The organism is Nostoc sp. PCC 9305 (genome assembly GCF_963920915.1).
Lineage (GTDB): Bacteria > Cyanobacteriota > Cyanobacteriia > Cyanobacteriales > Nostocaceae > Nostoc.
This window is the reverse complement of the sequence record NZ_CAWUDN010000006.1, coordinates 61204-75157: the sequence shown is the minus strand read 5'-3', so window position 1 is coordinate 75157 and position 13954 is coordinate 61204. Positions and strand designations below refer to the sequence as shown.

General features: G+C 42.7%; 14 protein-coding genes. 5 read left to right on the top strand and 9 right to left on the bottom strand.

Features of this window, described 5'->3' with window-relative positions; translation table 11 throughout:
• Positions 1–136: 136 nt before the first annotated feature.
• Positions 137–1822, bottom strand: a complete 1686-nt coding sequence (gene lysS, locus ACM0OX_RS04055; RefSeq protein ID WP_414513257.1) for a lysine--tRNA ligase — start codon at positions 1820–1822, stop codon at positions 137–139.
• Between the two features lie 318 nt (positions 1823–2140).
• Here lysS and ACM0OX_RS04050 point away from each other — a divergent pair, with 318 nt between their 5' ends.
• On the top strand, positions 2141–2374 hold the full coding sequence (locus tag ACM0OX_RS04050) for an EF-hand domain-containing protein (RefSeq protein WP_414513255.1): 234 nt from the start codon (positions 2141–2143) through the stop codon (positions 2372–2374).
• 467 nt (positions 2375–2841) lie between these two features.
• Here ACM0OX_RS04050 and ACM0OX_RS04045 read toward each other — a convergent pair whose 3' ends face one another.
• The 5 genes from ACM0OX_RS04045 to ACM0OX_RS04025 form a co-directional block, all read right to left on the bottom strand.
• Complete coding sequence (locus tag ACM0OX_RS04045; RefSeq protein ID WP_414513254.1) at positions 2842–3267, bottom strand: hypothetical protein; 426 nt, start codon at positions 3265–3267, stop codon at positions 2842–2844.
• A gap of 54 nt (positions 3268–3321) precedes the next feature.
• Positions 3322–4443, bottom strand: coding sequence for a geranylgeranyl reductase family protein (locus ACM0OX_RS04040; RefSeq protein WP_414513252.1), 1122 nt, complete (start codon positions 4441–4443; stop codon positions 3322–3324).
• A 194-nt stretch (positions 4444–4637) separates the two neighbouring features.
• Complete coding sequence (frr, locus tag ACM0OX_RS04035; RefSeq protein WP_292730245.1) at positions 4638–5186, bottom strand: ribosome recycling factor; 549 nt, start codon at positions 5184–5186, stop codon at positions 4638–4640.
• On the bottom strand, positions 5173–5901 hold the full coding sequence (gene pyrH, locus ACM0OX_RS04030) for a UMP kinase (RefSeq protein WP_094348577.1): 729 nt from the start codon (positions 5899–5901) through the stop codon (positions 5173–5175). Before pyrH ends, frr begins: the two co-directional genes overlap by 14 nt.
• Before the next feature lie 71 nt (positions 5902–5972).
• The gene (locus ACM0OX_RS04025) at positions 5973–6527 is read right to left on the bottom strand and encodes a thioredoxin family protein (protein WP_334836829.1); all 555 of its coding nucleotides are present in this window, start codon (positions 6525–6527) and stop codon (positions 5973–5975) included.
• Between the two features lie 468 nt (positions 6528–6995).
• Here ACM0OX_RS04025 and ACM0OX_RS04020 point away from each other — a divergent pair, with 468 nt between their 5' ends.
• The gene (locus ACM0OX_RS04020; protein ID WP_414513249.1) at positions 6996–7895 is read left to right on the top strand and encodes an alpha/beta fold hydrolase; all 900 of its coding nucleotides are present in this window, start codon (positions 6996–6998) and stop codon (positions 7893–7895) included.
• Between the two features lie 243 nt (positions 7896–8138).
• Here the strand turns inward: ACM0OX_RS04020 and ACM0OX_RS04015 are convergent, their stop codons facing one another.
• Positions 8139–8618 (bottom strand): pentapeptide repeat-containing protein, encoded by a 480-nt coding sequence (locus ACM0OX_RS04015; protein WP_335040472.1) that lies wholly within the window; start codon positions 8616–8618, stop codon positions 8139–8141.
• Between the two features lie 218 nt (positions 8619–8836).
• Positions 8837–9541 carry a diacylglycerol/polyprenol kinase family protein gene (locus ACM0OX_RS04010; RefSeq protein WP_414513248.1) on the bottom strand — a complete coding sequence of 235 codons (705 nt, stop codon included), beginning with the start codon at positions 9539–9541 and terminating at the stop codon, positions 8837–8839.
• Between the two features lie 61 nt (positions 9542–9602).
• On the opposite strand from ACM0OX_RS04010, the gene yidD reads away from it, so the two are divergent.
• The 3 genes from yidD to ychF all read left to right on the top strand — a co-directional run bounded on the left by yidD (position 9603) and on the right by ychF (position 11401).
• Complete coding sequence (gene yidD, locus ACM0OX_RS04005) at positions 9603–9839, top strand: membrane protein insertion efficiency factor YidD (protein WP_414513246.1); 237 nt, start codon at positions 9603–9605, stop codon at positions 9837–9839.
• 197 nt (positions 9840–10036) lie between these two features.
• On the top strand, positions 10037–10264 hold the full coding sequence (locus tag ACM0OX_RS04000; RefSeq protein ID WP_414513245.1) for a hypothetical protein: 228 nt from the start codon (positions 10037–10039) through the stop codon (positions 10262–10264).
• A gap of 45 nt (positions 10265–10309) precedes the next feature.
• Positions 10310–11401 (top strand): redox-regulated ATPase YchF, encoded by a 1092-nt coding sequence (gene ychF, locus ACM0OX_RS03995; RefSeq protein ID WP_414513244.1) that lies wholly within the window; start codon positions 10310–10312, stop codon positions 11399–11401.
• A gap of 258 nt (positions 11402–11659) precedes the next feature.
• Here ychF and ACM0OX_RS03990 read toward each other — a convergent pair whose 3' ends face one another.
• Positions 11660–13951 (bottom strand): response regulator, encoded by a 2292-nt coding sequence (locus ACM0OX_RS03990; RefSeq protein WP_414513328.1) that lies wholly within the window; start codon positions 13949–13951, stop codon positions 11660–11662.
• Positions 13952–13954: the final 3 nt, after the last annotated feature.

Genomic DNA, 13954 nt, shown 5'->3' with positions numbered 1-13954 from the left:
GAGGCAGAGCAGAGTCCTCTAATCAGTCACTTCCATGCTCTGCATGGGAACGAGAGACACTCCAGGCGAAACTCTCACCAAATCCGAATCAAGTTGATGAATGGGGCAAGTCATCGCCCCATTTATTTTTACTAACTCAACTCAATTGTTCAAACTTAAATTTCCCTTTAATAAACTTGTTAAAGTATTGACCATCAGACGGTGCATTTTCTAAGCCTTCCTTTACACTAAGGGGTACTTTGAAATACTCATAAACACTTCCATTGTCAAATTCAATAGTTAGTGTTTGAGTTGTTGGATCATAACGAAATTCTTTAATCAGGCTGCTGGGAGGTTTGAGTAAAGGGAAGGCGATCGCATCCCGAATACTGGCACAATCGGTTAATAACATCACCAATCGATCGATCCCAATCCCTAAACCACCTGTAGGCGGCATCCCGTATTCCAAAGCTGTCAGAAAGTCCTCATCCACACCTTGGGCTTCTAAGTCACCAGCAGCTTTCCGCGCCGCTTGTGCTTCTAAACGTTCTCTTTGATCGATGGGATCGGTAAGTTCTGAGAAGCTATTCCCAGTTTCTCGCCCGACTATAAATAACTCAAATCGTTCTACCAAACCAGGCACAGAACGGTGAGGTTTTGCTAGGGGCGAAATTTCTACAGGGTAATCAATTACAAAGGTAGGTTGAATTAAATTAGCTTCTACTTTCTCTTCAAAGGCTAAATTTAGTAACTTACCAATTGATTGGGCTTCATCTATACCAGGGATAACAGCATTTTTACTTGCTGTTTTTGCTTCTTCTAAACTTTGGAACGAATTAAAATCCAAGCCTGTAAATTCTTTAACTAAATCGTGCATTGTCACCCGTCGCCAAGGTGGTGTCAAATTTATCGGTTCCCCTTGGTAGGTGATTTCCAACGTGCCGAGTACCTCTTGGGCAACAGTAGTAATAATCCCCTCAGTCAACGCCATCATATCGTTGTAGTCGGCGTAGGCTTGGTAAACTTCAATCGTCGTAAATTCGGGATTGTGTCGAGTCGAAATTCCCTCATTGCGGAAAACCCGTCCCAATTCAAACACCTTTTCAAAACCACCCACAATCAACCGCTTGAGATGGAGTTCTGTAGCAATTCGCAGATACAATTCCATTTCTAAAGTGTTGTGGTAGGTGATAAATGGACGCGCATCTGCACCCCCAGTCTCACTTTGCAAAACTGGCGTTTCAATTTCCAGAAAATCTCGCTGTTCCAAATAGCGGCGAATACCGGCAGTAATTTGAGCGCGACGGCGGAAAGTTTGCCGCACTTCCGGGTTAACAATCAAGTCAACGTAGCGCTGACGATAGCGCTTGGCAACATCCGTTAATCCATGCCACTTGTCGGGTAGGGGCAACAGGGATTTCGTGAGGATAGTATATTGTTTAACGTAGACAGATAACTCGCCCTTTTCAGTCCGTTTAATAGTACCTTTGGCTCCTAAAATGTCGCCTGCATCTGTAAGTTGCTTCAGGTGATTGAAGGCATCGGCATCAATATCTGCCATACCTTCTTGAATGCGATTTTTATCTAGATAAAGCTGAATTGTACCGGTTTCGTCTTGCAAGGTGAAGAAAGCCAATTTACCAAAAACGCGACGCGCCATAATGCGTCCGGCTATGGCAACTTCCAAATCAACTTCTTCGCCACTGGATAAATCGGCAAATTTTTCTTGCAACTGTGCTGCATGATGGGTAGATTCCCAACGATAGGCATAAGGGTTAGTCCCTAGCTGCTTGAGTTGTTCTACTTTCTCCAGCCTGGCGGCTCGGATATCTTCTTCCGACATGGTAACGAACTAAATAGGGCAAGATTAATTATAGATGCTGCCAAAGTTGAGAGTAAGAGATAATCGCCTAAAAGTGATGTGCGTAGGCATAGCCCACCGTAGGTATCGCTAGTAGAAGTTGCCTTACTTCGGGTGCAAAATCTCATTCAGTTGAGCCAATACTCCGAACCTGAGCCAAATATCGCTGTTGTCCGCATCGATTTGCGAAAGTATATCGATCGCCATCCCGCACCCAATAAAATCTTTTTATTAAGTATCCTTGCGTGTTTGTCAAGATTTTGAGATATTAAATTGAAAAATCAATTCAGATAGAAACTTATGGCAACCGAGCAAGAGCTTCAATCTCTTTTTAATACCTTAGATAGCGATCGAGACGGCAAAGTATCCATTAATGATCTTTTTTTAAGTCCTGGCTTAAGTGCAATCATCTCATCAGAAACAAATACCACTAGTCCCCAGGAATTACTAGTAAATTATGATTCAGACAAAGACGGTAGTATTACCTTTGAAGAGTTAAAGAAAGCAGTTGAGAAAGCAAATAATTTAAACTAGCAGTCAAAAAATCAACGCCACACTCACCCCAAAATCTCTCTCTAGCCCACACTAAATCCCTCTCTAGGCAACTATTGAGGGATTTGCCTTTATTTGCCCCTTAGTGACACTTTGCTATCCTCTATATCACACATTCTTGTTAGTAATAACCTACCATCTATTCTGTAACCACCTCTCAGAGGGTTTTCGATTGGTTAATGATTTTGACTATTCAACCCACAGTCCGCAGGTGCGTAGGCGTAGCCCGCCGCAGGCATCGTAAATACTGTATATGCTACAGCAGGAATTGCTGACTACTGGATTTGGGATGTGAATCAACGTCAGATGTATGTTTTCCGCGAACTAGGTTTGGAAGGTTACAATCTTGGATTTTTTTTGCAGGAGGATGCAACGTTATCCTTAATTGCCTTTCCAGAAATGAAGTCTAGATTAATCAAATGTTTTCATAAGTTTTACAAATCAAACTTTTACTTATTTCCTATTTTGAGCAAATGTCTAGATGAAACAGCCTTCATTTTCAAGTTAGTAAATTGCACGATCGCCCTTACCAAATCTTGCTGTTCTGGTTGCAAATTTAGTTTTTCTAGGGCTTGCTTGATATTATTACCAGCCCGGAGATTGTGATTAAGTTGGTCACGCTGAGATGAGTTTAATACTGCCGCAATTTCCCTATTTCTTCTCTGACGCACAGCCTGGAGTTCCTGGCGTTGTAAGGGAGTCAGGTTAATCTCCGACGAAGTGGGGTAGCTTGCAGTTTTGGTAGTTTGGGCGAAAAGAACACCAGAAGTAGTATTGATTTGAACGGGTGCAGCTAAGGCAATTCCCGGCATGAAGAGGACAAGAGCAAGAATATTAGCGAACACAGATAGCCGTTTTGTCAAGTAAATTGCCATATTGAGAAATATCTAGTAAACTGCGGCGGAAGTTTGCTTACTTTAACAAATTGCTCAAGTCCCAAAACCAGGAATTAAACGCTTGAGGGCACGACCTGCAACGTCGCCATAGCGCAGTTCTCCACACAGAATCTTACCCATGATTTTCGCACCAGAAGGACGCTTAACACCAACTTTGTAGCCAATGCCAGGAAAGCGATAAAATGCTCCACCTAATTTTTGCGCCCAAGCCATTTCAGTACCCCATTGTTCATTAATAGCTTCGCTATATTTTTCTAAAGCGTTGATATCACCAGAAAGAGCCTCATTAATGGCTCCTGCTGCAATCAAACCGCTAAAAATTGACGGACGAATACCTTCTGCTGTCATGGGATCGACTATACAAGCAGCTTCCCCAGCTAAAACCGCATTTTGAGTATGCAACTTTTGGTTGCCATCCCACAAGCAAAGGGGATAACCATACTGCTTACCAGTTTTGATATCTACATTAAACGATCGCGCGTACTCATCTAAAATTTTCTTAAAGTCCTGGGGTTGACCACCAATAAACGTACCAACACCAATGGAATAACCGTCTGCCTTCGGGAAGTTCCAAATGTAGCCATTTTTTACCAAGCCAAACTCGAAGTGAATTGTAGATTTGTCCTTGACAGTTGCGGGAATTTCTGCTTCCAAAGCTGCTGCTAAACGCCGTTTGCGGTCTTTGAAGCCGAGCCATTTTGCCATTGGCCCTTTAACACCATCAGCCGCAATTAAGTAGCGACTTGTAACTGGGCCATTAGTTGTGTTAACTTGCCAATAGTCGCTTTTAAATTCAATACCCGTTACTTCCGTATTATCTCGTAGTTCAGCCCCTTGCTTCTGTCCTTGCTGCACTAGGAAATGGTCAAAAATATCTCGTCGCACCATCCAGACTGGTTCTTTGGTGGCGATTTTTGCCTCCACAGGGTCGCCTAATTTCCAGGTAAAGCGAAGGGAGTCGGCTTTTACAGAAATTACTGGGCTAAAATCAAAGTCAAACCATTGAGCGATCGCTGGAGATACACCACCACCACAAGGTTTATATCTTGGCAGAGACTCTTTTTCCAACACTAATACTGAGCGACCTTGTTTGGCTAAATGATATGCAGCTGTTCCACCAGCTGGCCCAGCGCCGACGATGATGCAGTCGTACATATTGAATTTTTGCTCCAAAATTAGTTTATTTTCTATTGAGTAGGGGCAATTTATGAATTGTTCCTACTTTAATTATTCATGTCTACTTACTTACTCGATCAATGTTTCTAGGATTTATGCAATAAGTTAAGAAATGATAAAGGCTGAAGAATTTATCCATTATCCTTCAGCCTTTATGCTTAAGACTTGAGACTTTAAACAGTCGTGATGTCTTTTTCTTTTTCTGCCAACAGCGAGTCTATTTTGGCAGTATACTCATTTGTCAATTTTTGCAAGTTGTCTTGTTGGTCTTTTGATTCATCTTTGGAGATTTCAGAGGCTTTTTCCTGTTTGCGAATGGCGTCTATGGCATCGCGGCGAATGTTACGAATAGCAACACGACCCTCTTCAGCATATTTGGATGCCATTTTGACAAATTCTTTACGGCGTTCGCTGGTTAAGGGCGGAATATTTAACCGGATTACAGAACCGTCGTTACTGGGTGTTAAACCCACATCTGAGAGGGAAATAGCCTTCTCAACGATGTTTAGGGTGTTGCGCTCGTAGGGTTGAATTAAGATTGTCGTAGCATCTGGCGTGCTAATATTTGCCAGTGATTTCAAGGAAGTAGGCGAACCGTAATAGTCCACCAATACCTTATCTAATAGACTCGCATTGGCGCGACCAGTGCGAATCGAGTTAAAAGCTCGTTGAGTTGCCTCAACGGTTTTTTGCATCGTACTTTCAGCTTCAGCTAATTTCACAAGAACCTCCCACAAGGGTGCCGATGGATTCTCCCAAGACTGCTCGGTGGATGTTTCCTCGCACCGTTAGGTCAAATACCAGAATTGGGATATTATTTTCTTTACACAAGGCGATCGCAGTACTATCCATCACCCGCAAATCTTGGGCTAAAACGTGCGCGTAGGTTAAGCTATTGTAACGCTTGGCGTCAGGATAAATATGAGGATCGGCATCATATACTCCATCTACTTTGGTGGCTTTAAAAATCACCTCAGCATCGATTTCTGCTGCTCTTAATGCCGCAGTCGTATCTGTAGTAAAAAAGGGATTTCCAGAACCAGCACCAAAAATTACCACCCGTCCTTTTTCAAGATGACGGATGGCACGACGACGAATATATGGTTCTGCTAATTCTTGCATAGCGATCGCGGTTTGCACTCGCGTCTGTACTCCTATGCGTTCTAGCGAATCTTGCAGCGTCATGGCATTCATTACCGTGGCAATCATCCCGATATAGTCAGCGGTTGCCCTGTCCATCCCCGCCGACGCTGCTTTGACGCCACGAAAAATATTGCCGCCGCCAACAACTATGGCGATTTGAGTACCAGTGGCTATCACCTCTGCTAATTCTTGTGCTATGCCTTTGACCACTTCGGGATCAATGCCATAGCCCATGTTGCCCATTAAGGCTTCACCGCTCAGTTTGAGTAAAACCCGTCGGTAATTCGTTCCCATGAAGTTACGCTTTATCAAAAAAGTTGCAATTGCCTCCAATTTAAGATAACAGTTACAGGGACTATCTATGTCTAGTTACGCCAAATCAATGTAGTACCTACTGGTTCTGTTTGTGGTATGGCTATTTCTTCACCTTTAAACAGAGAAGCGATCGCACTTCTCAAATAATCCTCTCCCACTGAAAATGGCTCTTGGGGATGATTATCAATTTTACCTTTATAGCGGACTATACCGTTAGTATCTATGAGAAAAGCCGTTGGTGTTTTTGTTGCGCCGAAACTACCGGTCACATCTTGCGTTGAGTCCCACAGGTAGGGGAAGTTCAACTGGTGACGTAGGGCAAAAGCTTTCATATTTTCAAAGCTTGACCTAGTGTCGTAGTCAACATTACTACCATTCAGTCCAATTAGTGTGAAGCCTTTTGGGGCAAATTCGGCTTGAATGTTTTTTAGTCTGCCTAAATACCGATCGACATAAGGGCAGTGGTTACACATGGAAATAACGCCAACTGCTCGGAACTTCTCAAGATAACGCCTGAGATGGTGTACTTGACCATCAATTCCTGGCAATTCAAAATCTGGTGCGTAGCTCCCAACGGGAGTATCAATTGTTTCTAGTAGATTCATGATTTCTGGCCCGCAGAACTAGGAACAAGAAAAATATTGTTAAATTCAGCGTCAGTTTCCAGTTGCAAACCACCCCTTAGCCGATGCCTCATATTCGCCAATCTTATAGACCAAATTTGCGATCGTAAATTGTGAAACTACTGAATCTAGCACTGATGCTAATTCACTCAAATCTAAAAAATAGCCCAAATATTACTCACATTAGAGAAGTTATGATTTCTAATACTGACATAATCTCAGTTGTGAGTAAATTATCTCTATAAAGAAGACGAAAACTCTCTACACTGGATAAATTTATCAGCTTAATGCTAGTATTATCGGCCTATAAGCTTTTGTGGTATATGTATAGGCTATCACTAGAGTCAAGGATTTATTTTGAAAATCTGATAAATTTTATGCAAATTCAAAACAATTTTACTTGTGCCTTGCTGCTAAAAAGCTTTTAGCATTCTTTACATCAAATTTATCATGACAACCTCAAGTTCAAAAACAGCACTTAACTCTACAAAAACCTGGATTTGGCAAGATTTTCCGATCTGTTACCAAACCCAAGGAACCACTGGGCCAGCTGTTGTCCTGGTACATGGATTTGGTGCTTCTTGGTGGCACTGGCGAAAAAATATTCCTGTATTAGCGGAAAATTGCCGTGTTTATACTATTGATTTGATTGGTTTTGGCGCTTCTGCAAAACCTCAACCTGGTGAAAAAATTACCTACACATTAGAAACCTGGGGACAGCAAGTAGCAGATTTTTGCCGTGAAGTAGTGGGTGAGCCAGCTTTTTTAGTGGGAAATTCCATTGGCTGTATTGTCGCGATGCAAGCAGCAGTAAGTAACCCAGATATTGCCTTGGGAGTTGCTTTGCTCAACTGTTCTTTACGGCTGTTACACGATCGCAAACGGGTAACTTTACCTTGGTCTCGTCGTTTCGGAGCGCCTTTACTGCAACGCCTGTTATCTATCAAACCAGTTGGCGATTTCTTTTTCAATCAACTCGCCAAACCGAAAACTGTGCGGAAAATTCTGCTGCAAGCTTATGCCAATGCTGAGATGGTGACAGATGAGTTGGTAGATATTCTCACTTCACCAGCGAGCGATCCGGGGGCTGGTGCTGTGTTTCTTGCTTTTACTTCTTATTCTACAGGGCCATTACCAGAAGAGCTTTTACCACTGTTACAGTGTCCGGCGATTATCTTGTGGGGAACGGCCGATCCGTGGGAACCAATTAAATTAGGGAGAGAATTAGCTAACTTTGGGCAAGTAGAAAAGTTTATTCCTTTAGAGGGAGTGGGGCATTGTCCGCAGGATGAAGCACCGGAGTTAGTCAATCCGATTTTACTCGATTGGATTTTGGAGCGATCGCGGTAATAGACTCGGCTCAATTTTCACGTAATGGGTGGTATTAAATATATTTCAAAAGATTTATTTTTTGTTAATTGAGCCGATACGAAAAATTGGCGGTTGACTGTGAATAAACTTGAAAATTCGACAGGAATAGATTTATTTTCAAATATTACTGAAGAGATTCAAGAACATATTGAAGATTATTCGAGTCCTGTTCCAATACCAATCAGTTCATCTCTCCTAGCTGATACAGAATCATTAGCTTACTCACTCGGTATCAAGGAACTCAGTTCTAACAGTACCATCTGGCATGATAGTGTTGCACAAAGTCAGGTATCTGACGTTACCAGTAAGACTACCACCAGTCAAGTCGGCATTAGTCAAGTCAGCTCCATACAATATGACGGAACCAAGATGGGCACTACGCAGATTGGCATTGATTAGTTTAGCGCCTTCGAGATCAGTACAATCAAAATCGGCATCCCTCAAATCAGCATTAGTGAGGTTAGCAGAAGTCAAGGTAGCACGTCCCAGATAAGCACCACTGAGATTAGCACCACTCAAGTTTACGCATATCATGTTGGTTCTAGTCAAATTAGCACTACTCAAATTAATGCCGCTAAGATTATTCCTAGTGGGGTCGTATTCATCGAGTCTAGCAATGTTAAGGTTGACATCGCTCAAGTCAACACCAGAGAAATCTCTCTCCCCAGCAGCATAGCGCCTGTACAACTCTTCAGCATCCATAACCCAACCCTCACATTAACTAACACATATATTTTTTATTTCTTTCTTTGTGTACTTTGCGCCCTTTGCGGTTCGTTCCTCATCTGATTTGGAGCATCTTTATACAGAATTGGTATTACCCGTATTGGAATCAGATGAGAAGCATTATATTTGTTAACTAACGATGAATTTTTGGCACTATCTCTTGTTTGCTCAATTAGAAACAGCACTCAAGGCAATTACAAATTCAAAACTAACTGACTTAAAAAGAAGGCAAGTGCTGCACTGCCCAAAGGAACTGTCAAATTGTCAATACCCAAAAATGAAACAGCCTCTAAAGCAGTAGCTATAACTGCCACTATCAGCGATATCGCCCAAGTTTGCCAACTGTTTCCTTGAGTTCCAACTAAAATCAAACTACTGACGACATAGCTAACGAGCATCATAGTTAGGGAGCCTTCCCAACTTTTTTGCGTACCAAAAACTTTATACTTATGTTTACCAAAACGTTGCCCAATTAAGGCTGCTAATCCATCTCCCCAAGTCATTACCAAAATTCCAAGTGCTGCGTATTGAGGTTGTTGTAAGTACCAGAACCAGGCAACTAAAATACCGAAACTGACGGAGTAAAAAAATGTTCCTAAGCTTTGGCGTCCGACGCTATTAATACCAGGAAGAATTGGTAATCGGTAGGATAATAAGGTGATTGCACTCGCTAAAATAGAAGCTGTAATCCCTACGCTGGCGGGAATATCTAGCCACCAAGCGATTAAAATCACGTTACCAGTGCCAATATGAACTATCTTCCGCACGATTTCTGGCTTGTCGGCAAAGCGGTTTACCACCCATGCAATCAGGAGAATGAGTAACACCCAAATTGCAGCCGACGCAATTTGCAGCCATAAAACCGGAATTGAGGTGAAGTCAGAAAATGTAATTAACAAAGATGCGACAAAATGAAAAGTTTTACCCTTGTTACTAATTTATAAGATTTGGGTAGCTGCAATGAAATTATTATTTATTTGGCTGATTCGGGGCTACCGAATGTTTATCTCGCCGTTGTTTCTCCCGACTTGCCGCTTTCAACCAACTTGTTCGATGTATGCTATTGAAGCTATTGAACGATTTGGAGTGTTACGTGGTACCTGGATGGCAACTCGGCGAATTTTACGCTGTCATCCGTTTCATCCAGGTGGTTACGATCCAGTGCCAGAGGTGGTGGAAAAGGTGAAGGAGGAGTAGTTTTGTGCAAATGGGGGGGATTGAGGTTGGAGTTTAAACGCAAAGGGACGCTGAGGGAAGCGCAGAGGGACGCAGAGTATGAGAAGAGGGGTAAATTATTAAAGGATGTGTTCGTGGGTATAGCTATTTGGGGAGATGTCAACAGATGAGGTTGTCATCTAGCGTGGGGAGGTTGAATAATTTAATTTGGACTTACGATGATTAATCTTACTGCGATTTCTATACCAGAACCACAAATTCCTACTCCTGGGCCCAGTCCGCTACCTAGTCCCAATCCTGAGCCGAATCCGCTACCTAGTCCCGAACCTGTACCGGGGCCAGCAATTCCTCAGCCCTTGCCGGGGCCTGTACCAGAACCTGTACCTGCTCCCATTCCTCAAACAGTTCCAGGGCCGATTCCCCAAACCATACCGGAACCTGTTTAGATTACCTTGGTAATGTAATCCAAAATCTCAAATCTAAAATCCAAAATGCTAAGAGCCGGAATTGTCGGACTTCCCAACGTCGGAAAATCTACTTTATTTAATGCTGTAGTTGCTAATGCTAAAGCTGAAGCAGCTAACTTCCCTTTTTGCACGATTGAACCGAATGTCGGCGTTGTCGCAGTACCGGATGAACGGTTAAATGTTCTTGCTAAGATTGCCAGTTCGGTACAAATTATCCCGGCGCGGGTTGAATTTGTAGATATTGCCGGTTTAGTTAAAGGTGCAAGTCAGGGTGAGGGACTAGGGAATCAATTCCTGTCCCACATCCGGGAAGTTGATGCGATCGTCCATGTGGTACGTTGTTTTGAAAATGACGATATTATCCATGTTGCTGGTTCTGTTGACCCAGCACGAGATATTGAAATCATTAATATAGAACTGGGTTTATCAGATTTAGCACAAATTGAGCGGCGAATTGACCGTACTCGTAAACTAGCTCGTACCAGCAAAGATGCACAGTTTGAAATCACAGTTTTAGAAAAATTAGCTGCGGCTTTAAATGAAGGTAAGTCGGTGCGTCAGGTGAGCTTGAATGAAGAAGAAACAGAAATTATTAAAGGATTAGAACTGCTCACTTATAAACCGATTATCTACGCTGCAAATGTCTCTGAGGATGAGTTGGCAACGGGTAATCATTTTGTGGAAACAGTGCGGCAAATTGCATCGACAGAAAATGCCCAAGTTGTGATAGTTTCGGCTCAAGTTGAAGCTGAATTAGTGGAATTACCAGAGTCAGATAAAGCTGATTTCCTCGAATCTTTAGGTGTGGAAGAAGGCGGTTTGAAATCATTGATTCGGGCAACTTACACGCTTTTAGGCTTGCGGACATATTTCACCTGCGGCCCCAAAGAAACCCGCGCTTGGACAATTAATGCGGGAATGTCTGCACCTCAAGCTGCTGGTGTAATCCACAGTGATTTTGAGCGGGGATTTATTCGCGCTGAAACTGTTGCTTATAAAGATTTGGTAACAACTGGTTCGATGAATGCGGCGAAGGAAAAAGGATTGGTTCGCAGTGAAGGGAAAGAGTATGTTGTGCAGGAAGGGGATGTAATGTTGTTCCGATTTAATGTGTAGGGGTAATTAATGGGTGGCCGTTATCGATAAGATAATGGTCAACCTACACTAAGTTGCGTAGGCTTTGCCCACCGTAGGCATCGCACCAAATAAATTGACAAATATTCTATAATGAGCTTAAAAATATGCAAGGCGATCGCAAATAAACCAGCAATCCTCAAAATCTAGTAGCTACTTCCACCCACAATATACAGATAAGAACCCAAATTCTCGTCAAGGCAGCTTTTTGCACTCATCTTTGACAGTATATTTACGTAATTAGTTTACTTCCGACAGTACTTTCTGTAAAGAAAGCAATAATTCGTTGACAGTATAGGGCTTCGACAAAAATGTATTGACACCAATAGCTGCTACTGCACTGAGCTTATTGTCAGACATGAGTCCACTGCTGGCGATAATTCTGACTTGGGGGTTGATTTTTTGCAAGGTACGCATGGCTGTTAAACCATCCAGTGAGGGCAGCATAATATCCATGAGGACGACACTAATTTTATCTCTATTTTGAGCATATAGCGCGATCGCTTCAATGCCATCACTGGCAACTAAGATTTTGTAGTTGTGAGCTTCTAATGATGTTGTCGTAATCTCTTGAATGGCGGCTTCATCATCCACAACCAAAATCAATTCTCCATGTCCTGTCTGTGGTGGCAAATTTTCGGGGCTACGTGTTTCTATTCCCCCCACTGCTGGCAAGTAAACCTTAAAGCTAGTGCCACTTTCCGGTTCACTATACACGTTCACAAAACCTCCGTGACTTTTAACGATTCCCAATACTGTGGAAAGTCCTAAACCCGTGCCCTGTCCGACATCTTTTGTAGTAAAGAATGGCTCGAAAATTCTATCTAGCATTTCTTTAGGAATCCCAACTCCACTATCGGAGACAGTAATCACTATGTAAGGCCCCTCTTTGGCTTCTAGGTTCATGCGGGCATAATTTGCGTCAATCAACATATTTTCGGCAGAGATACTCAAAGTACCACCATTGGACATAGCATCACGGGCGTTAACGCAGAGGTTCATCAGCACTTGATGCAGTTGGGTACTATCTCCAGCAACCATCCACAAATCTTGCGGTACATTAGTGCTGATTTCTATCGATTTGGGAAATGTCTCTTTAAGAATCTTGGCAATTTCCACAATTATATGTCTGAGTTGCAAAGTGATGTGCTTCCCTTCTACACCTCGTGCAAAGGACAGTACCTGTTTGACTAAATCAGCACCGCGTCTAGCGTTAATTTCTAAAATTTCTAGGAGATGACGAGTTCGCTCATCTGCATTAGGAAATTTTAGCGGTAGCAGTTGCGCTCCTGCCAAAATCGGTGTCAGGATGTTGTTGAGGTCGTGAGCAATACCACTAGCTAAAGTACCAATACTTTCCAGGCGTTGAGCGCGAAATAATTGGGCTTCTAGGTGCTTTTTCTCGGTAATATCTGTGTCAACGGTGAGAATTGATTTGGGTTTTCCTTGTTCATCGCATACCAGAGTCCAGCGACTAGCCACAAGGACTTCTTTGTTCATTTTAGTAAGTTTTGTTAACTCGCCCTGCCACTTACCTTTACTAATAGCTTGCAATAGAGCCGCTTCAATTTCCGGTGAAGGTTCGTCATACAAAAGTTCGCTAGCATTTTTACCCCAAGCCTCTGTAGCTTGCCAGCCATAAAGTGTTTCTGCACCTTTGTTCCAGAAGATAATTTGATTGTTTAAATCTCGGACGCAAATGGCATCTGTGGTGACATCTAGTAATGCTGCTTGTTCGCGAATTTTTTCTTCTGCCAATTTGCGTTCGCGTAGCGCAGCTTGTCGTTCGCTAATATCTATACTGGCACATGTCACCCCGACAATTTCTTGGGTTTCATTCCGTAGTGGCTCGACAGTTAAATCGTAATATCGCGTTGTATCTTTGAGGGTAATTGATACTTCCTCTCGCGTTCCTATGCCTGTAGTCAGGACTCCACGTTTAATTGCGATCAGATGTTGAGCATCTTCTACTGGAATGATATCTAAGTCTTGTTTGCCTAATATTTTCTCAACTGTCAATCCAGATGGGGGATTGTAAACCCAGGTGTACCGTAAATCTTTATCCTGGTTGTAGACAAAGATTGGAGAGTTTTTGAGAGCAACCCGAAATCGCTCCTCACTCTGCCGCAGTGCGTTGTCTGCCCGTTGGCGTTCGATGGCATAACGCATAGATCGCACCAGTAAGTCACCAGTTACTTGCCCCTTCACTAAATAATCTTGCGCTCCTTGTTGCATTGCGCTAGTTGCCAGGGTTTCATCATTTATACCCGTCAGCACAATGATTGGAGTTGCTTTTGCCTGATTGTGAGCAATGACAAAGGTTTGTAATCCCTGGCTATCTGGCAGCGAGAGGTCTAATAAAATAACATCAAAAGTTTCGTTTGTTAGGTGGTTGACTGCTTCATAAAGCCGTTCAACGGGCATCAACTCAACTACAACTGTGCTAACTTCCTTAAATAACTCTTGTAACAATAAGACATCACCAGGGTTGTCTTCTACTAACAAGACTTTAATAATATTTTCACCTGCCATTTC